The organism is Citrobacter braakii, from assembly GCF_009648935.1.
Classification (GTDB): Bacteria; Pseudomonadota; Gammaproteobacteria; order Enterobacterales; family Enterobacteriaceae; genus Citrobacter; species Citrobacter braakii.
In genome coordinates this window covers 4,715,475-4,734,747 of the sequence record NZ_CP045771.1, presented here as the reverse complement: position 1 = coordinate 4,734,747, position 19,273 = coordinate 4,715,475, and the positions used below count along the sequence as shown (strand labels likewise).

Annotated in this window: 18 protein-coding genes; 14 read left to right on the top strand and 4 right to left on the bottom strand. The window is 54.1% G+C overall.

What is annotated here, in order from left to right:
* The first annotated feature begins 6 nt into the window (after window positions 1-6).
* The 5 genes from GFC06_RS22370 to GFC06_RS22350 all read left to right on the top strand — a co-directional run bounded on the left by GFC06_RS22370 (window position 7) and on the right by GFC06_RS22350 (window position 7,427).
* A complete protein-coding gene (locus tag GFC06_RS22370; protein WP_003021513.1) occupies window positions 7-648 on the top strand; it encodes a hydrolase in 642 nt (213 codons plus the stop codon).
* A 173-nt stretch (window positions 649-821) separates the two neighbouring features.
* Entirely contained in the window at window positions 822-1,367 is a 546-nt protein-coding gene (locus tag GFC06_RS22365; protein ID WP_016152022.1) for an antibiotic biosynthesis monooxygenase, read from the top strand.
* A 21-nt stretch (window positions 1,368-1,388) separates the two neighbouring features.
* A complete protein-coding gene (locus tag GFC06_RS22360; RefSeq protein ID WP_153690674.1) occupies window positions 1,389-3,257 on the top strand; it encodes an amidohydrolase in 1,869 nt (622 codons plus the stop codon).
* 136 nt (window positions 3,258-3,393) lie between these two features.
* Entirely contained in the window at window positions 3,394-6,036 is a 2,643-nt protein-coding gene (locus tag GFC06_RS22355; RefSeq protein WP_153690673.1) for a DUF2339 domain-containing protein, read from the top strand.
* Entirely contained in the window at window positions 6,033-7,427 is a 1,395-nt protein-coding gene (locus GFC06_RS22350; RefSeq protein ID WP_103283538.1) for a DUF3999 domain-containing protein, read from the top strand. The genes GFC06_RS22355 and GFC06_RS22350 overlap by 4 nt, the downstream gene beginning before the upstream one ends.
* Before the next feature lie 48 nt (window positions 7,428-7,475).
* Here the strand turns inward: GFC06_RS22350 and GFC06_RS22345 are convergent, their stop codons facing one another.
* The gene (locus GFC06_RS22345; RefSeq protein ID WP_003021524.1) at window positions 7,476-8,078 is read right to left on the bottom strand and encodes a peroxiredoxin; all 603 of its coding nucleotides are present in this window, start codon (window positions 8,076-8,078) and stop codon (window positions 7,476-7,478) included.
* A 168-nt stretch (window positions 8,079-8,246) separates the two neighbouring features.
* A complete protein-coding gene (gene acpH / locus GFC06_RS22340; protein ID WP_016152027.1) occupies window positions 8,247-8,828 on the bottom strand; it encodes an ACP phosphodiesterase in 582 nt (193 codons plus the stop codon).
* 217 nt (window positions 8,829-9,045) lie between these two features.
* Here acpH and queA point away from each other — a divergent pair, with 217 nt between their 5' ends.
* From queA to GFC06_RS22305, 7 genes are all read left to right on the top strand, one after another.
* Window positions 9,046-10,116 (top strand): tRNA preQ1(34) S-adenosylmethionine ribosyltransferase-isomerase QueA, encoded by a 1,071-nt coding sequence (gene queA / locus GFC06_RS22335; RefSeq protein ID WP_003021529.1) that lies wholly within the window; start codon window positions 9,046-9,048, stop codon window positions 10,114-10,116.
* Window positions 10,117-10,171: 55 nt separating this feature from the next.
* Window positions 10,172-11,299, top strand: a complete 1,128-nt coding sequence (tgt, locus tag GFC06_RS22330) for a tRNA guanosine(34) transglycosylase Tgt (protein WP_003021535.1) — start codon at window positions 10,172-10,174, stop codon at window positions 11,297-11,299.
* 22 nt (window positions 11,300-11,321) lie between these two features.
* Window positions 11,322-11,654 (top strand): preprotein translocase subunit YajC, encoded by a 333-nt coding sequence (gene yajC, locus GFC06_RS22325; protein ID WP_003021544.1) that lies wholly within the window; start codon window positions 11,322-11,324, stop codon window positions 11,652-11,654.
* Window positions 11,655-11,681: 27 nt separating this feature from the next.
* Window positions 11,682-13,529 carry a protein translocase subunit SecD gene (secD, locus tag GFC06_RS22320; protein ID WP_153690672.1) on the top strand — a complete coding sequence of 616 codons (1,848 nt, stop codon included), beginning with the start codon at window positions 11,682-11,684 and terminating at the stop codon, window positions 13,527-13,529.
* A 10-nt stretch (window positions 13,530-13,539) separates the two neighbouring features.
* Entirely contained in the window at window positions 13,540-14,511 is a 972-nt protein-coding gene (secF, locus tag GFC06_RS22315) for a protein translocase subunit SecF (protein WP_003021550.1), read from the top strand.
* A 169-nt stretch (window positions 14,512-14,680) separates the two neighbouring features.
* Window positions 14,681-15,046: a VOC family protein gene (locus GFC06_RS22310; RefSeq protein ID WP_016152028.1), complete on the top strand. Its 366-nt coding sequence runs from the start codon at window positions 14,681-14,683 to the stop codon at window positions 15,044-15,046.
* Window positions 15,047-15,069: 23 nt separating this feature from the next.
* A complete protein-coding gene (locus GFC06_RS22305) occupies window positions 15,070-15,762 on the top strand; it encodes a helix-turn-helix transcriptional regulator (RefSeq protein ID WP_016155852.1) in 693 nt (230 codons plus the stop codon).
* Window positions 15,763-15,807: 45 nt separating this feature from the next.
* Here GFC06_RS22305 and GFC06_RS22300 read toward each other — a convergent pair whose 3' ends face one another.
* The gene (locus GFC06_RS22300; RefSeq protein ID WP_003021561.1) at window positions 15,808-16,671 is read right to left on the bottom strand and encodes a nucleoside-specific channel-forming protein Tsx; all 864 of its coding nucleotides are present in this window, start codon (window positions 16,669-16,671) and stop codon (window positions 15,808-15,810) included.
* Between the two features lie 298 nt (window positions 16,672-16,969).
* A complete protein-coding gene (locus tag GFC06_RS22295; RefSeq protein ID WP_029139433.1) occupies window positions 16,970-17,509 on the bottom strand; it encodes a SadB/YajI family lipoprotein in 540 nt (179 codons plus the stop codon).
* Window positions 17,510-17,662: 153 nt separating this feature from the next.
* Between GFC06_RS22295 and nrdR the strand changes: the two genes are divergently transcribed.
* Together nrdR and ribD are read left to right on the top strand one after the other, a co-directional pair.
* On the top strand, window positions 17,663-18,112 hold the full coding sequence (gene nrdR / locus GFC06_RS22290) for a transcriptional regulator NrdR (protein ID WP_016152032.1): 450 nt from the start codon (window positions 17,663-17,665) through the stop codon (window positions 18,110-18,112).
* 3 nt (window positions 18,113-18,115) lie between these two features.
* The gene (gene ribD, locus GFC06_RS22285) at window positions 18,116-19,219 is read left to right on the top strand and encodes a bifunctional diaminohydroxyphosphoribosylaminopyrimidine deaminase/5-amino-6-(5-phosphoribosylamino)uracil reductase RibD (RefSeq protein ID WP_141874912.1); all 1,104 of its coding nucleotides are present in this window, start codon (window positions 18,116-18,118) and stop codon (window positions 19,217-19,219) included.
* Window positions 19,220-19,273 lie beyond the last annotated feature (54 nt).

Below are 19,273 nucleotides of genomic sequence, written 5' to 3'. Positions count from 1 at the left end.
TGTGCTATGTCTATTCGGGAACTGATTGACCCTCAAAACTCAACGCTTATTTTTATTGATCATCAGCCGCAAATGTCATTTGGTGTGGCGAATATTGACCGCCAGACTTTGAAAAATAATACCGTGGCATTAGCGAAGGCCGGGAAAATATTTAATGTTCCGGTGATTTATACTTCTGTGGAAACGAAAAGTTTTAGCGGTTATATCTGGCCGGAATTGTTAGCGGTTCATCCTGATGTGAAACCAATTGAACGCACCTCGATGAACTCCTGGGAAGATGCGGCGTTTGTGAAAGCCGTGGAAGCGACCGGGCGTAAAAAATTGATTATCTCCGCGCTGTGGACCGAAGTATGCCTGACTTTCCCGGCGCTGATGGCGCTGGAAGCGGGTTACGAAGTTTATGTGGTAACTGACACTTCTGGCGGCACGTCCGTGGATGCCCACGAGCGTTCTATCGACCGCATGGTACAGGCGGGTGCCGTACCTGTGACCTGGCAACAGGTTCTTCTCGAGTACCAGCGCGACTGGTCCCGCAAAGAAACCTACGACGCCGTCATGGATCTGGTACGTGAGCACAGCGGCGCCTACGGTATGGGCGTGGATTACGCCTACACCATGGTGCATGGCGCGCCGGAACGTAAAGCCTAAATACACCTCATCCTTCATGTTGCCTCTTTGTAGGCTTCGTTTGCGTACCCCGGTCACTCACTTTGTCAGCCTCCGGGGATACACAATCTTGCCGCTTCGATGCGCCATGAATGATTTTGTGTATTGCTTCCGTGGCCTAAGCGGGCCTGTTTCCTCTCAACAAGGAACCCTTTATGGCGCAGAACAAACATGTGACGTTGGTGATTTCTCACACCCTGCTGCCTGAACAAGCGCAGCGGTATGAGCAGTGGCTGGGGAAAATCATGCCGGTGGCGGCCGAGTTTCCCGGTCATCTGGGGGCGAATGTGATTCGTCCAGCAGATGGCAACAATCTGTGGAACATCATTATCCGCTTCGACACGCTTGAGCATCTGTATAACTGGACCCAGTCCGATACGCGCCGCGTGCTGGTCGAAGAGATTGCCCCGCTGCTGGCGGAAGGGGATAAAACTGAAATCCGCACCGAAGCGGCGTTCTGGTTTACGCCGCCCGCGCCCCATGTACGTCAGCCCAGGCGCTGGAAACAGTTTCTGATAACCCTGCTGGTGATTTTTCCCAGCACCAATCTGGTGCCGTGGTTGACCGGCATTGTGCTGCCTGCCATGAAGGGCTCGTTACTCCTGCATCTGATCAATGATGCCTGTGTGGTTGCGCTGGTGGTCTGGTTCTGGATGCCCATCGTAACCCGTCTGTTTGCCGGATGGCTGAAAAAAGCCTGACCGGTTTCTCAGGAGATTGTTATGTCTCAAACTGCCACACTGATTCTGACTCACGGAAAAATTCATACTCTCGAAAGACAAAACCCGCAGGTCGAGGCGGTGGCGATCGCCAATGGTAAGATCCTGGCGACCGGTAGCCACGATCGCATCATGAGTTTTGCCACCGACGGGACGCAGGTTGTCGATCTGCAGGGACATACGGTGATCCCGGGCCTGAACGATTCGCACCTGCACCTCATTCGCGGCGGTCTGAATTACAACCTGGAATTGCGTTGGGAAGGCGTACCGTCGCTGGCGGACGCGCTGCGCATGCTCAAAGAGCAGGCTGACAGAACGCCATCGCCGCAATGGGTGCGCGTGGTGGGCGGCTGGAGCGAATTCCAGTTTGCCGAACGTCGCATGCCAACCCTCGAAGAACTGAATGAAGCTGCCCCGGATACCCCAGTTTTTGTTCTGCACCTCTACGACAGAGCTTTGCTGAACCGTGCTGCACTGAAAGCAGTCGGCTACACCAAGGCGACGCCGGACCCGGCGGGCGGTGAGATTGTGCGTGATAGCAACGGTAACCCAACCGGGATGCTGATCGCCAAACCCAACGCCATGATCCTTTATTCGACGCTGGCAAAAGGACCAAAACTGCCGCTGGAAATGCAGGTCAACTCGACCCGGCAGTTTATGCGCGAGCTGAACCGTCTAGGGCTGACCAGCGCCATCGATGCAGGCGGTGGTTTTCAGAACTACCCGGAAGATTACGAGATAATTGAGCAGTTACACGCCCACAAACAGATGACGGTGCGCATCGCCTACAACTTGTTTACCCAGCGTCCGCAGCAGGAACTGGAAGACTTTGAACGCTGGACCGATATGCTTAAACCAAGGCAGGGGACCGACTTCTACCGTGCCAATGGGGCAGGGGAAATGCTGGTCTTCTCGGCCGCGGATTTTGAAGACTTCCTCCAGCCACGCCCGGATCTGCCGGAAGGTATGGAAGATGAGCTGGAGCGCGTGGTGCGCCACCTCGTGGAGCACCGCTGGCCGTTCCGCCTGCACGCCACCTACGATGAATCCATCAGCCGTATGCTCGACGTATTCGAGAAGGTGAATCGCGATATCCCGTTCAATGGGCTGCACTGGTTCTTCGATCACGCTGAAACAATTACCGAACGGAATATCGAGCGCGTAAAAGCGCTGGGGGGCGGGATCGCTGTTCAGCACCGTATGGCGTTCCAGGGCGAATATTTTGTCGATCGCTACGGCAAAGATGCGGTCAAACATACCCCGCCGGTGGCGAAAATGCTGGCGGCTGAAGTTCCGGTAGGGCTGGGGACTGATGCCACCCGCGTGGCCAGCTACAACCCGTGGACAGCGCTCTACTGGCTGGTTTCGGGACGTACTGTGGGAGGGATGGCGATGTACGATGATAACAATCGCCTGCCGCGCGATGTGGCGCTGGAATTGTGGACGGCCGGTAGCGCCTGGTTCTCCAGCGAACAGGGTAAGAAAGGGCGCATCGAGAAAGACCAACTGGCCGACCTGGTGGTGCTGTCTAAAGATTACTTCAGTGTGCCGGAAGAGGAGATCAAAGGCATAGAGTCGGTAATGACCATTGTCGATGGCAAAGTGGTGTATGCGGCCGGGCATTTCACTCCGCTGGCGCCGCCGGCCATCCCGGTTGTACCTGACTGGTCGCCGGTGGTAAAAGTGCCGGGGCACTATCGCTCAGCGCCGCCTGCTGCGGCGAAAATTGGCGCAATGGTGCAGATGCACCAGTGCTGCGGCAGCTGCGGCGTACACGGCCATCAGCATGATATAGCGCGTAAATCGGCAATTCCGGTGTCAGATGACCGGGCTTTCTGGGGCGCGCTTGGCTGCTCCTGCTTCGCGTTTTAATCCCTCATCACAGCCCCTGGCCAAACGCAGGGGCTGATTGTCTATTCTGAAAAGCGGTTCATCGCGTTAACCGATATGGCGCAACTGCAACAATTTGTGTCATTCTGGTCTGTCTTTATACAGTGAAGGTGGAAACATGGATGAGCTGCTAACCCTTGGCTGCATTGTATTATTCTTCGCGCTGGTAGTCGTTCCTGGCCTCGCGATCGTGGCATTCAGACGCAGTGCGGCTGTACGTTCTGAGCTGATGGTCTTGCGCCGTCGGGTAGAGGAGCTGGAGCTGCGCGGTGTGGCGCAGACCAGCGCCGTTGAGCCAACGGCAGCAAAAGAAATTGTTCCTGCCGATGCGTCAACGGCTGCGATGAGCAGCGTATCGCCGGAGCCTGTAACTGAGCCGCCGCCTGAGCCCGTTAACCCGTGGGCTTCACAGCCGAAGCCGGATAATGCGGCGGTATCTACGCCCGACGTCGAGCGGCCTTCTGCTTTTGGCGGGGTAATGTCATCGCTGGTGCGCTGGTTTATGCAGGGTAACCCGTTGGCAAAGCTCGGTATTTTGCTCCTGTTTTTGGGGCTTTCTTTCCTGCTGCGTTATACGGTCGAACATTCTCTGTTTCCGCTGGAGCTGCGTCTGGTGGCGGCCGCGCTGTTCGCTATTGTGCTGTTGGCGTTGGGCTGGCGGTTGCGGCATAAGCAACCGATCTATGCGCTGATATTACAGGGGGGAGCTACCGGAGCACTCTATCTCACCGTCTTTGGCGCGTTCCGGCTGTGGCAAATGCTGCCAATGACGCTGGCATTTGCGCTGCTGGTGGTGATTTGTGCGGCGAGTGTGGGGCTGGCTATTCTGCAAAAGGCGCTCAGCCTGGCGATGCTGGCAAGTCTTGGCGGTTATCTCGCGCCGCTGCTGCTTTCCACCGGCGGCGGCAGTCATGTCGCGCTCTTCTCATTCTATCTTCTGCTCTCGGTCGGCATTCTCGCCATCAGCATCTGGCAGCACTGGCGGGAGCTTAATCTGCTTGGCCTGCTGTTCACCTTCGGCGTTGGCGGGGTATGGGGCCTGGAGGACTATCGACCAGAGTATTACCTGAGTTGCCAACTGTTCCTGATCGCCAACACGATTATTTTTGGCGTGCTGAGCGTGGCGTTGTCGCTCCGGGCGCAGGAAAAAGGCAAACAGATTATTGACGGCGTACTGCTGTTTGCCCCACCGCTGATCGGTTTTGGAATGCAGTATGCCATTACCCGGCATATGGCTTATGGTCCGGCGCTTAGTGCGCTGGGCTACGGTGGTTTCTATCTGGTGTTAGCAAAGTTTGCGTTGCGCCGTTCCTCTTCTCTGGGGAGACCTCTGGTATTGTCCGCCCTGGCGCTCGGTGGTGCGTTTACCACGCTTGCTATCCCGTTGGCGCTTTCAGCCCGTTGGACGGCGATGGCCTGGTCGCTGGAGGGGCTTGGGATCCTCTGGCTGGGCGTGCAACAACAGCAACGACGCATGAGTTATAGCGGTACGGCGCTGCTCGTGCTGGCCGTGGGGAGCGCGCTATGGGCGCTGGCGAACGGAACAACCGCGCTCTCAGTCATGCTGATTTTTGCCGTGCTCAGCCTCAGTTGGCTGGTTGCTGCATGGCTATGGCGCAACATTTGGATGCAGGGCAGTTGGGCGCTACTCGCTGGTGGTTTGGTTTTCTGGATCATTGCGCTCGTTGCGGCATCGCAACTCGCTCTGAAACAGGATCGGTGGGTACTGTCTGGCGTGCTGGCATTAATGGCGGTATCGAGCTGGGGCTGGCGAAGTATCGCGGGTCGCCTGGCGTGGCGGGAGCTGGATGCCAGTAAATGGCTGCTGTGGCCGATGATGCTGGTGATGCTGATGTATCAGATCGCTGTACAGCAGATTTTTGCGGCGGGCTGGCCGAATCTGGCCTGGTGCGCGGCGCTAATTGTTGCGATAGCGCTGCTCTGGCGTGACGCACAAATATTACCGCCAATGCTTTCCAGACTGGCGCATTTATCGTTCTTATGGATGATTTTACTGGCGCTCGCGGTTGAGCTGTTCTGGTTCGCGCAGGGGCTGCCGTGGGGAAGGGCTGCGTGGGGTAGCGGCCTGATGATGGCGGCTGGCGGGCTGCTTATTTTCCTGATTTATCAGTCTGTTCATCGACAAATCTGGCCGTTTCGCATCTGGCCTACCCTCTATTCTGTTCAGGCGATGGTTCCCGTTGTGCTGGTGCTGGTCGGTCTGCTCGTGCTGACCAATTTACAAGATGGCGTAGTTTATCGTCAGACTTATCTGCCGTTGCTCAACCCGCTGGAAGAGGGCGCAGCTTTTGCCCTACTGGGCCTGGTGGTGTTTTATCGCGCGTCTGAACGCTATTTCCCGGTGCAGCTTTCGGTATGTCGCCCATGGCCGGTTGTGGCGCTGATGGCGCTCAGCTTTTGGTGGCTCAATGGTGTGCTGCTGCGCGCATTGTCCTGGTATGGCGAGGTTGCGTGGCGTGTAGACGCACTATGGGATTCACGGCTGATTCAAACCTGTTTTGCTCTGTTCTGGATGCTGGCGGCATTGGTGGTGATGCTGCGGGCGACCCGGCGCCGCTCGCGTCGGGAATGGCTGTGTGGCGCGGTATTGCTGGGGATAGTCATTGTGAAACTGATGCTGGTGGACAGCGCAGGAGGCGGCGGTCTGGCGCGCGCGGTTGCGTTTATCGGCGTGGCCATTCTGGTGTTGATTATCGGGTATTTTTCACCATTACCGCCCAAAGCAGGAGAAGAAAAATGAAATGGATGAAAGCGGTGTTATGCAGCGTACTGTTGGGCGCGACAGGCGCGGCGGTAAGCAGCGATGAAGTGAAAGAGTCTCCGGCGGACTACGTAACGGGGGTGACGCTGGAAACTACGGGCACATCGCCCTGGTATCGCGTTTCGCTACCTCCGGCGGTGTATCCGGGTACCGCCTGGGCGGATTTGCGCGATGTCCGGGTCTTTAACCATCTGGGGGAGACGGTGCCGTTTACTCTGGTGGCGCAGAAAACCCAGCCCGTTACGCCAGAGGCAGTGGCGCTGCGTTTTTTCCCGCTTGATATGTCACCGGTTGCGCCGCGTGAGGAGGGGCAACGAGGCGGAGACGCTATTGTTTTACGCTCGAAGAGCGGCATTGAAATTCATTTGCAAAGTGATGATGTCAAAGCGCTCGGCCAGAGCTATTTACTGACGCTCCCGGAAGAGACGAAAGATGCCTTTTCACTGGCGCAGTTACGCCTGAACTGGGACTCGCAGGCGGGCAACTGGCAGGGGAAAGCCTCGGTTTATGCAAGCAGTGATTTACGCTACTGGCGACCCGTGCAGGAAGATGCGCCGTTAATGGATCTGACGCGTGATAACGATCGCCTGAAAATGGACACCATCAGCGCCAGCCTCACGCTCTCTGTGGAGGCGACTCGCTACCTGCTGGTGATCCTCGACTCGCAAAGTCCGGCGCTGACGTTAAACAGCGTGAGCGCGATAGCGGCCAGCAGCGAGCCGGAATCCGAGCGTATCGTGATTGAAGCCCAGGGGATTAAGGTTTCGGATGACGAAGCCGTCTGGCGATGGGCGCAGCCCCAGCCGCTGACCTCGCTTCGCATCGATCTGGAAAGTGAAGGTGTTTTACCGGTGGAACTGGCCTGGCGCAGCGCTGAAAAAGAGCCCTGGCAGCCGCTGACAAAAACCATGCTTTACAATCTGGACTGGAGGAGTGCGGAAGATATTCGTCTTTCCGGTCAGTTGGTTGAGGCCGTCCGGATGACGACTATTAACGCCCGGTTGCCAGAGAGGCTGCCTGAGTTGAGCGGCATGCGCGACAGTTATCAACTGGTGTTTAATACGCAGGGCAAAGGGCCTTATATGCTGGCGTGGGGAAACCGGGCGGCGAAAAAGGCAGATGTTGGTCTCGATATGCTGATCCCGGCGTCGCTGCGTAAATCGCAGGAGATAGATTATCTACCGTGGGCGACTCTTCAGGAGAGCGTGGCGCTTGGTGGTGAAGCGCGATTGACGGCAACGTCAGTAGCTGAGCAACAAAGCCAGTGGAAAACGCTGTTGGTGTGGGGGGCGTTAATTCTTGGGGTCGCCGTACTGGCGCTTATGGCGTGGCGAATCTGGCGTGAAGTGAAAAAGGGTAATCCGACATAAACCAATAAAAGAGGCCCGCATTTGCGGGCCTCTTACGATTCATGCCAATTACAGGCTGGAAACGTTCTCGGTCAGGTATTTTGCTACGCCGTCCGGAGACGCGTTCATACCTTCTTTACCTTTTTCCCACTGTGCCGGGCAAACGTCGCCGTGCTCTTCGTGGAACTGCAGCGCGTCAACCATGCGCAGCATTTCGTCGATGTTACGACCCAGCGGCAGATCGTTAACCACCTGGTGGCGAACAACGCCGTTAGCGTCGATCAGGAAAGAACCGCGCAGAGCAACGCCCGCTTCTGGGTGCTCAATGCCGTAGGCTTTCTGGATTTCGCGTTTGATGTCAGCAACCATTGCGTATTTCACTGCACCGATGCCGCCTTTGTCGACAGGGGTGTTACGCCATGCGTTGTGGACAAATTCAGAGTCGAAGGAAACGCCAACAACTTCCACGCCGCGCTTCTGGAATTCTTCGTAACGTTTGTCGAAAGCGATCAGTTCAGACGGGCAAACGAAAGTGAAGTCCATCGGCCAGAAGAACAGAACGGTAGTTTTACCGTTGGTATGCTGTTTGAAGTTGAAGTTTTCAACGATCTCACCGCTACCCAGTACCGCAGCTGCTGTGAAATCCGGAGCCTGACGAGTTACCAGTACCATATAATTCTCCTGCAATGTTAAGGGGTTTTTGGAACGCAACGCGGGCCAGTATAGAGAGTGTTCGGGAATAAGACAAAGAGGCGCTGGCAATCAATGAGACAGGTTTTGTCTATCAATCTTTTGCCGGATGGCGGCTACTGCTTATCCGGCGGCTAATACGGGCTGTAGTCAAAGGGTTTTACGCTGCGCCTGTTCCATCATTTGCGGATAAAACTGCCAGAATCGTTCCTCTAACGCATCGTAATGCGTATCCAGGTCATACCATGAGTCACGCAGGGCATCGAGTCGTGGGCGGCGGCTGGCCATGCCATTCAGGACGTTCTGGATAAAATCCATGTCCCGATAGCGCTCAAGCCATTTCTCTGACCATATATAGTTGTTTAAATTGATAAAGCGCGGTGGCGATTCAGGCAAAATAGTGGTCACCTGGGTGCGTGCATAGCGGACAAAGTCCGCCAGCGGGAAGTCGGGGGATATTTCCGACCAGTGGCGCGACAGAAAATGATCCCACATTACGTCCAGCGTAATCGGCGCGACACGGCGCGTTTCGCTGCGAAACCACTCTTTGGCTTCACGCACCTGCGGCAGGTTATCGGTCATCACGTCGATACGACGGTGCATGAAGATGCCTTCTACCACGTCAGGCGAATAGTGCGTTTCCGGATTGCCCCGGACAAAGTCGGCCAGCAAATTGCCGGAAAGCGAGCTGTCGGCAAGGTGAGCCAGATGCAAATGTGCAAGAAAATTCATATCCACTTCATCCTTCAAACTGCCTCTTTGTTGGCTGCCTTCACTCACCCCAGTCACTTACTTGAGTAAGCTCCCGGGGACTCATTCAGTTGCCGCCTCGATGCATCTTGAATGATTTTGTGTATAGATTATGTCTTTTAACTTGAGGGGTAAAGGTTGCAGGGAGGACGCCCCGGCACTAGACTACCCGCCTCTTATTTTAGTCTGAGTCAGTGTCATGCGCGTTACCGATTTCACCTTTGAACTACCCGAATCCCTGATTGCCCACTATCCGCAAGCTGAGCGCAGTAGTTGCCGCTTGCTGTCTTTGGACGGGCCGACGGGCGCGCTGACGCACGGTACTTTCACCGATTTGCTCGATAAGCTCAACCCTGGCGATTTGCTGGTCTTTAACAACACCCGCGTTATTCCGGCGCGTCTGTTTGGCCGTAAAGCCAGCGGCGGCAAGATTGAAGTGCTGGTCGAGCGTATGTTGGATGACAAACGTATTCTGGCGCATATTCGCGCCTCGAAAGCGCCGAAACCTGGGGCCGAGCTGCTGCTGGGCGACGACGAAAGTATTAAAGCAACGATGGTGGCACGCCATGACGCGCTGTTTGAAGTCGAGTTTAACGACGAGCGCAGCGTGCTGGATATCCTTAACGCCATCGGCCATATGCCGCTGCCACCGTATATTGACCGTCCGGATGAAGACGCCGACCGCGAGCTGTATCAGACCGTGTATAGCGAAAAACCGGGTGCGGTCGCCGCGCCGACTGCGGGTCTGCACTTTGACGATCCGCTGCTGGCTAAGCTGCGCGATAAAGGCATTGAAATGGCGTTCGTCACGCTGCACGTGGGCGCGGGGACTTTCCAGCCGGTGCGCGTAGACACCATCGAAGATCACATCATGCACTCCGAATATGCGGAAGTGCCGCAGGATGTTGTTGATGCTGTGCTGGCGGCGAAAGCTCGCGGCAACCGCGTGATTGCGGTGGGCACCACCTCCGTACGTTCACTGGAAAGCGCGGCACAGGCGGCCAAAAACGACCTTATCGAGCCGTTTTTCGGCGATACGCAAATATTCATTTATCCTGGCTATAAATATCAGGTGATTGATGCCCTGGTAACCAACTTCCACCTGCCGGAATCAACGCTGATCATGCTGGTTTCCGCGTTTGCTGGTTATAAAAACACCATGCACGCCTATCATGAAGCGGTAAAAGCGGAATATCGCTTTTTTAGTTACGGTGATGCGATGTTTATCACGTACAATCCGCAGGCTATTTCTGAGCGTGTCGGGGAATAAATCCGCGATATGAGTATTTAAAACGTCGGACTGTTTTTCTGACGCAGGAGTTAAGATGAAATTTGAACTGGATACCACAGACGGTCGCGCTCGCCGCGGGCGCCTGGTTTTTGATCGTGGCGTAGTAGAAACACCTGCTTTTATGCCGGTCGGTACTTACGGTACTGTGAAAGGCATGACGCCGGAAGAAGTTGAAGCAACTGGCGCGCAGATTATCCTCGGTAACACCTTCCACCTGTGGCTGCGCCCGGGACAGGAAATCATGAAACTGCATGGCGATCTGCACGATTTTATGCAGTGGAAAGGGCCAATCCTCACCGATTCCGGCGGCTTCCAGGTTTTCAGCCTGGGTGATATCCGTAAGATTACCGAGCAGGGCGTGCATTTCCGTAACCCGATCAACGGCGATCCGATTTTCCTCGATCCCGAGAAATCAATGGAGATTCAATACGATCTCGGTTCCGATATCGTCATGATCTTCGACGAATGTACACCGTATCCGGCCGACTGGGACTATGCTAAACGCTCGATGGAGATGTCTCTGCGTTGGGCGAAGCGCAGTCGGGATCGTTTTGATAGCCTCGGCAACAAAAATGCGCTTTTTGGCATCATTCAGGGCAGTGTTTACGAAGATTTACGTGATATCTCCGTTAAAGGTCTGGTAGACATCGGCTTTGATGGCTACGCTGTCGGCGGTTTGGCTGTCGGTGAGCCGAAGGAAGATATGCACCGTATCCTGGAGCATGTATGCCCACAGATTCCGGCAGATAAACCTCGTTACCTGATGGGCGTCGGCAAACCAGAAGATCTGGTTGAAGGCGTACGTCGCGGTATCGATATGTTTGACTGCGTGATGCCAACGCGAAATGCCCGTAATGGTCATTTGTTTGTGACTGACGGCGTGGTAAAAATTCGTAACGCGAAACATAAAAGCGACACCAGTCCGCTCGATGCTGAGTGTGATTGCTACACCTGTCGCAATTATTCGCGCGCTTACTTGCATCATCTCGACCGTTGCAACGAAATATTGGGCGCGCGACTCAACACGATTCATAACCTTCGCTACTACCAGCGTTTGATGGCGGGTTTACGCAAGGCTATTGAAGAGGGTAAATTAGAGAGCTTCGTGACCGATTTTTACCAACGTCAGGGTAGACCAGTTCCACCTGTGAACGTTGATTAATTTTAATAATGAGGGAATTTGAATGAGCTTTTTTATTTCTGATGCGGTAGCGGCAACAGGTGCTCCGGCGCAGGGCAGCCCGATGTCTCTGATTCTGATGCTGGTGGTGTTTGGTCTGATTTTCTACTTCATGATCCTGCGCCCGCAGCAAAAGCGCACCAAAGAACACAAAAATCTGATGAACTCCATTGCGAAAGGCGATGAAGTGCTGACTAACGGTGGTCTGGTGGGTCGCGTGACCAAAGTAGCAGAATCTGGCTACATCGCTATCGCGCTGAACGACACCACTGAAGTGGTTATTAAACGTGATTTCGTAGCTGCCGTTCTGCCGAAAGGCACCATGAAGGCGCTGTAATTTATTGTTTTCCCAAAGGGAACTGCCGTGTTAAACCGTTATCCTTTGTGGAAGTATGTCATGCTGATCGTCGTTATTGTCGTCGGTCTGCTCTATGCGCTTCCCAACCTGTATGGTGAGGATCCGGCTGTTCAAATCACTGGCGTGCGCGGTGCCGCCGCCAGTGAGCAAACGCTGATCCAGGTCCAGAAAACGTTACAAGAAGATAAAATCACACCTAAGTCTGTGGCTCTGGAAGAGGGTGCTATTCTTGCGCGCTTCGACTCCACTGATACCCAACTGCGCGCACGTGAAGTGTTAATGGGCGTATTGGGCGATCAATACGTCGTGGCGCTTAACCTTGCACCGGCAACTCCACGCTGGCTGGCAGCCATTCACGCAGAACCGATGAAACTCGGTCTTGACCTGCGTGGCGGCGTTCACTTCCTGATGGAAGTGGATATGGACACCGCGCTGAGTAAGTTGCAGGAACAAAATATCGATAGCCTGCGCAGCGATCTGCGTGAAAAAGGCATTCCTTATACTACCGTTCGCAAAGAAGATAACTACGGTCTGAGCATCACCTTCCGTGATAGCAGCGCCCGTGATGAAGCTATCTCTTACCTTAGCAAGCGTCACCAGGATCTGGTTATTTCCAGCCAGGGCAGCAATGCTCTGCGTGCGGTGATGACCGATGCGCGCCTGAGCGAAGCCCGTGAATACGCGGTACAGCAGAACATCAACATTCTGCGTAATCGTGTTAACCAACTGGGTGTTGCTGAGCCGGTGGTCCAACGTCAGGGTGCTGACCGCATTGTGGTCGAACTGCCAGGCATTCAGGATACCGCGCGTGCGAAAGAAATTCTGGGCGCTACCGCGACGCTGGAATTCCGTCTGGTGAACACCAACGTTGACCAGTCTGCTGCGGCATCCGGGCGTGTACCGGGTGATTCGGAAGTGAAACAGTCTCGTGAAGGTCAGCCGGTTGTGCTGTACAAACGCGTGATCCTGACCGGTGATCATATCACCGACTCCACTTCCAGCCAGGACGAATACAATCAGCCGCAGGTTAACATCTCGCTGGATAGCGCGGGTGGTAACATCATGTCCAACTTCACCAAGGACAACATCGGTAAGCCGATGGCGACCCTGTTCGTGGAGTACAAAGACAGCGGTAAAAAAGATGCCAACGGTCGCTCAGTGCTGGTGAAACAGGAAGAGGTGATTAACATCGCCAACATCCAGTCTCGCCTGGGCAACAGCTTCCGTATCACCGGTATTAACAACCCGAACGAAGCGCGTCAGCTTTCTCTGCTGTTACGTGCCGGTGCGTTGATTGCGCCGATTCAGATTGTTGAAGAACGTACCATCGGTCCTACCCTGGGTATGCAGAACATTAAACAGGGTCTGGAAGCGTGTCTGGCCGGTCTGGTGGTGTCTATCCTGTTCATGATCTTCTTCTATAAGAAGTTCGGTCTGATCGCGACCAGTGCGCTGATTGCTAACCTGGTACTGATTGTCGGTATTATGTCGCTGCTGCCGGGCGCCACGCTGAGTATGCCGGGGATTGCGGGGATCGTCTTAACCCTTGCTGTCGCGGTCGATGCGAACGTACTGATTAACGAACGTATCAAAGAAGAGTTGAGTAACGGGCGTTCGGTGCAGCAGGCCATCAATGAAGGTTATGCGGGTGCATTTAGCTCCATCTTTGATGCGAACATTACGACGCTGATTAAGGTCATTATCCTGTACGCAGTTGGCACCGGGGCAATTAAAGGGTTCGCGATTACTACCGGTATTGGTGTGGCGACGTCGATGTTTACCGCGATTGTCGGTACACGTGCCATCGTAAACCTGTTGTATGGCGGCAAGCGCGTCAAAAAGCTGTCAATCTGAGGAGTGCGAAGTGGCACAGGAATATACTGTTGAACAATTGAACCACGGCCGTAAAGTCTGGGACTTTATGCGCTGGGACTACTGGGCTTTCGGCATTTCAGGTTTCCTGCTGATTGCGGCCATCGTGGTGATGGGCGTACGCGGGTTTAACTGGGGGCTCGATTTCACCGGTGGTACGGTAATTGAAATCACGCTGGAAAAACCGGCCGATATGGACGTGATGCGCGATGCGCTGGAGAAAGCGGGCTTTGTTGATCCGCTTCTGCAGAACTTCGGCAGCAGCCACGACATTATGGTGCGTATGCCGCCAACTGAAGGCGCAGACGGCGGTCAGGTACTGGGCAGCAAAGTGTTGAGTGTGATTAACGAATCCACCAACCAAAACGCCGCGGTGAAGCGAATTGAATTCGTGGGTCCGAGCGTGGGGGCAGACCTGGCGCAAACCGGTGCAATGGCGCTGATGGCGGCGTTGATATCTATCCTGGTGTACGTCGGTTTCCGCTTTGAGTGGCGACTGGCGGCAGGGGTAGTTATCGCTCTGGCGCACGACGTGATTATCACACTTGGGATCCTGTCGTTGTTCCATATCGAGATTGATCTGACTATCGTCGCATCGTTGATGTCGGTAATCGGTTACTCGCTGAACGACAGTATCGTCGTATCTGACCGTATTCGTGAAAACTTCCGCAAAATTCGTCGCGGTACGCCTTACGAAATCTTTAACGTGTCACTGACTCAGACGCTGCACCGTACGTTGATTACGTCCGGTACGACGTTGATGGTTATTCTGATGCTGTTCCTGTTCGGTGGTCCGGTACTGGAAGGCTTCTCGCTGACGATGCTGATCGGTGTTTCCATCGGTACTGCATCTTCTATCTACGTAGCATCGGCGCTGGCGCTGAAGCTGGGTATGAAGCGTGAGCACATGCTGCAGCAGAAGGTTGAGAAAGAAGGGGCGGATCAACCGTCAATTCTGCCTTAAACTATTAAGAGTGAAGATACTGGAATCCCGATCACAAGGTCGGGATTTTTTTTGCCTGCGATTTGCTAGCAGTCCATTATCTTTTCCGGTCGCCATACTACTGACAGTATGCTGTCAGTAGCCCTGTCTTATAGTCCTTCTGAGATTACCCACACAGGCAGGAGGAAGTATGAATAACGTAATTAGCTGGTTTGAAATCCCCGTGGCACAAATGGAGCGCGCCATTGCTTTTTATGAGCCAGTGATGCAGGTTTCTTTGCGTCGTGAGAATATGGACAGCGCGGAGCTGGCCGTATTTCCACATCAGGATCCCGCTCCCGGCGGGGCGCTGGCTAAATTTGACGGTATTACGCCTTCAGCGCAGGGCGCTATTATTTATCTGCATACGGATGATTTGGCTGCAACGCTTAAACGCGTCGCCACCGCTGGCGGCCAGTGCGTGTTTGGTCCGCTCGAACTGGGGCAGGATATTGGCACTATTGCGCTGTTTACTGACAGCGAAGGCAATCGTGTTGGTTTACATCAACCCGCGTAATATTTTCAGGACTGAGGATTAAAATGACCAGACGCGCCGACCGCTTGTTTCAGATTGTACAAATCCTGCGTGGCAGGCGAGTGACAACGGCGGCGCTGCTGGCAGAACGTCTTGAGGTTTCTGAACGGACGATTTATCGCGATATCCGCGATCTCTCTTTATCCGGCGTGCCCATTGAAGGTGAAGTGGGCAGTGGATACCGCTTAATGGCGGGGTTTGATCTGCCGCCGTTGATGTTAACGCATCGCGAATCAGAAGCGTTAATGGTAGCGATTCGGTTGCTGAAAACATGGGGCGGGGATTCACTCTCACAGGCGCTAGAATCCGCGCAGGAAAAAGTGCTGGCGATATTGCCGCCAGAGTGTCGGCGCAGAGCCGAGCAAACGCGGGTTTTCGCGCCAGATTTTGGCAATCAGCCGCATTCACGCAGTGCTTTTGATCTCATACATCGCGCGGTTTCGGCGCAGCAGGTGCTGGCGCTGCATTATCGCGACGAGTCCGGGAATCTCTCCTGGCGCGACGTTCAGCCGCTGGGGTTATTTTTCTGGGGTGAGCACTGGTTGCTGGTTGCCTGGTGCGAGAAACGTGACGATTATCGCTGCTTTCGCGTTGATCGTTGTCTGAAGATCACGCCGCTCGACAGGCATTTTCGTGAATCTGCAGATCGCTCGCTAAGTGACTTTTTACGTAAAGTACGCTGTGAAGACCAGCCATAAAAAAGCCAGCGGTTAAGCTGGCTTGTCTGCGATAAATTGGCAGGATTAGAAGTTGTAACCTACGACCAGGTAACCACCCCAACCGGTAGATTTCGCGCTGAAGTCGCCTTCGCCCCAGTTCAGAGTATCTCCACCTTTCCACTGGCCGCCGTTATGGAAGTAACGCGCTACTACGGAGTAGTGCCAGTGATCGTAGTTCAGCGCCAGGACGTGGCTGGAAGCGATAGAGTTGCTGGTGCGGTTCGGATCATCACCCAAATCGGAGCCCCAGTCGAAGTTGGTGAAGCCGATGTAGGTCAGTTGGCCGCCCCAAACTTGGGTGATCGGCACAAAGTATTTCACTTTGAAACGGTAGCCATCCCACTCGTTTTCGTTGGATGCGCCATAGTTCTGCCACTGGTATTTAGCATACACGTTCAGGGACAGACCCATCGGCAGACCGGTATCGATATCGGTACCCAGACCCATATACCAGGTGCTCTGGCGGCTGGCTTTGTTATCACCCATATCGTAGATGTAGTTGTTGGCGAAATACCATTCTTTGAACGGACCAAAGCTCAGGTCAGCACCGGTCAGTTTATCGATGGAGAAACGCGGTTCGATTTCCATAAACAGCGGGGAACCGTCAGACCAGATGCCTTTATCGTTGCCGTTACCCCAGTCGAAGGTTTTCGGAATATCGATGTAGCCATAGAAGTCAAACCAGTCTTTTTTGGCAAACGCTTCGTATTCCAGATAAACGTCGTTGTTCAGTTTCGGGGAGAAACGGGTGTGGTAGCTACCCACCACGTTGACGCTCTGGTGCCACCAGTCGGACAGATATTGCGGTTTGTCATTTTCTGCAGCGTTGGCAGTAAAAGACGAGGAGAGCGCCAGCACTGCACCGGCTGCAAGTAATGTTTTTTTCATATGTATGCCACTGTTTGAAATCCCTTTCGGGAGTGAAAAAGGCGCAAATTGCGTTTCTAAATATTTCGTGTTTCTTCGGAGCCTATTATAAAAATCATTGTTCACAAAAATATGTGTTGTTTCACAGTTCTATCATTTACGTAATCGATTGCGTTCACGTTTGCTTACTTTAGGCGGCGAATTGTACTGGCTCCCATGAATGTTGCCAAGTTTTACCAGAAATATCGGTTATGTCAGGTGAGTAACAAAACGGGCCGGAGTGATGTTGCGGAACGCACAAAACGTCCCGCAAAAAAGTTTATTGATTAACAGGCTGGATGTCGTGGATACGAACAAATCCTAACTGGTCCGGAGAGAGGCCATTTATCTGCAGCGGAATGTCTACGTCGCTGGGAGCAAGGATACTTGCCGGGGCAGTTACCAATTGGTTCTGAACGTTCGCTTCCTGATAGTTATCCGTGGTGCCCTGAATTTGTCCATACTCGACGGTGGCGCTAAAGGCGGGTAAAGGCGTAGTGGATTCACCTTGAATACGTAATGTGAGCCGCGTGCCGTCGGCGTTCGGCGCAATATTGACAAGTGACATCCGTAACATGCCAATCTGGCTGTCCAGTCGGGCTGGTGTATTGGAACCCGGCAGCAGATAGGCTCCACTGGTTGATTTGGCATTCAACATATTTTGTTGTGTAATTTTTACCGTTTCCTGATTTAGCTGTGTCATCTCTTTATTCAACGTGCTAACGCTTTGATGCATCTGGCGTACTTCGCTTTGCTGTGCGCATGCGCTAAGACTAAAGAGACTTCCCACCAGGAGAATTCTTAGGTAACGTCTTGTCATTGTGATTACTTCCTTCATTGTCGCGATAGCATAATGGTAGTGCGCACCGAGCACGAAGGCATCGATCCTTTGTCTCAAAAGCGCTGTGCCTTTGTTGTCACGCCAGTTCAGGGTAAAATAGATTTCTGTTAACCACTGAGGACAGGACGCCGTATGCATTGCCCATTCTGTTTCGCCGTAGACACTAAGGTAATTGACTCTCGTCTTGTAGGCGAGGGCTCCTCAGTACGCCGCCGTCGGCAGTGTCTGGTCTGTAACGAACGTTTCACCACTTTTGAAGTGGCTGAACTTGTCATGCCGCGCGTTGTGAAAAGCAACGATGTGCGTGAACCCTTTAATGAAGATAAGCTGCGCAGCGGCATGCTCAGAGCGCTTGAGAAACGTCCGGTCAGCTCAGATGACGTCGAAATGGCGTTGAATCATATCAAATCACAACTGCGTGCGACTGGCGAGCGTGAGGTGCCGAGCAAGATGATCGGCAACCTGGTGATGGAGCAGTTGAAAAAACTCGATAAAGTCGCCTACATCCGCTTTGCCTCGGTTTACCGGAGTTTCGAAGATATCAAAGAATTTGGCGAAGAGATTGCTCGCCTACAGGACTAAGCCATGCAGGATGAATTGTACATGGCGCGCGCGCTGAAGCTTGCTGCGCGCGGACGTTTTACCACTCACCCCAATCCCAACGTGGGCTGCGTGATTGTCAAAGATGGGGAGATCGTCGGTGAAGGGTATCATCACCGCGCGGGTGAACCGCATGCCGAAGTCCACGCTCTGCGCATGGCTGGAGAAAAAGCGCAAGGGGCGACTGCCTATGTAACGCTTGAACCCTGCAGCCATCATGGTCGTACTCCCCCGTGCTGCGATGCGCTGATTGCCGCAGGAGTGTCACGTGTGGTTGCAGCGATGCAGGATCCCAATCCGCAGGTAGCAGGTCGTGGTCTCTACCGTTTGCAGCAGGCGGGCATTGACGTCAGTCACGGGCTGATGATGAGCGAGGTTGAGCAGCTTAATAAAGGCTTTCTCAAGCGTATGCGTACGGGATTCCCCTACGTGCAGCTTAAACTTGGTGCGTCGCTTGATGGGCGTACGGCGATGGCCAGTGGTGAAAGCCAGTGGATAACCTCGCCACAGGCGCGTCGCGATGTGCAACGATTACGGGCGCAAAGCCACGCCATCTTAACCAGCAGCGCTACGGTGTTGGCTGACGACCCTCAGCTTACCGTGCGTTGGTCGGAACTTGGGGAGTCAACCCAGGCGAGTTACCCGCAGGAAAATCTGCGCCAGCCTATCCGCATTGTTGTTGATAGCCAGAATCAGGTCACGCCGGAACACCGTATTGTGCAACAGCCTGGAGAAACCTGGATTGCCCGGACAAAAGATGATCCTCGTAGTTGGCCGGAGACGGTGCGCAGCCTGAAGGTGCCGGAACATAACGGGCATCTGGATCTGGTGGTGCTGATGATGCAACTGGGCAAGCAGCAAATTAACAGCATTTGGGTTGAAGCAGGTCCAACGCTTGCGGGCGCGTTATTACAGGCCGGTCTGGTCGATGAGCTAATCGTGTATGTTGCGCCTAAACTGTTAGGCAGCGAAGCACGAGGATTATGTGTGCTTCCAGGCCTTGAGAAACTGGCTGACGCCCCCCATTTCAAATTCAACGAAATACGCCATGTAGGTCCGGACCTTTGCCTGCATTTAGTGGGCGCATGATCTCCCGGTTCGAAAGGGAAGCAGCGCACAGATTATTATGATAAAATCCGCCCC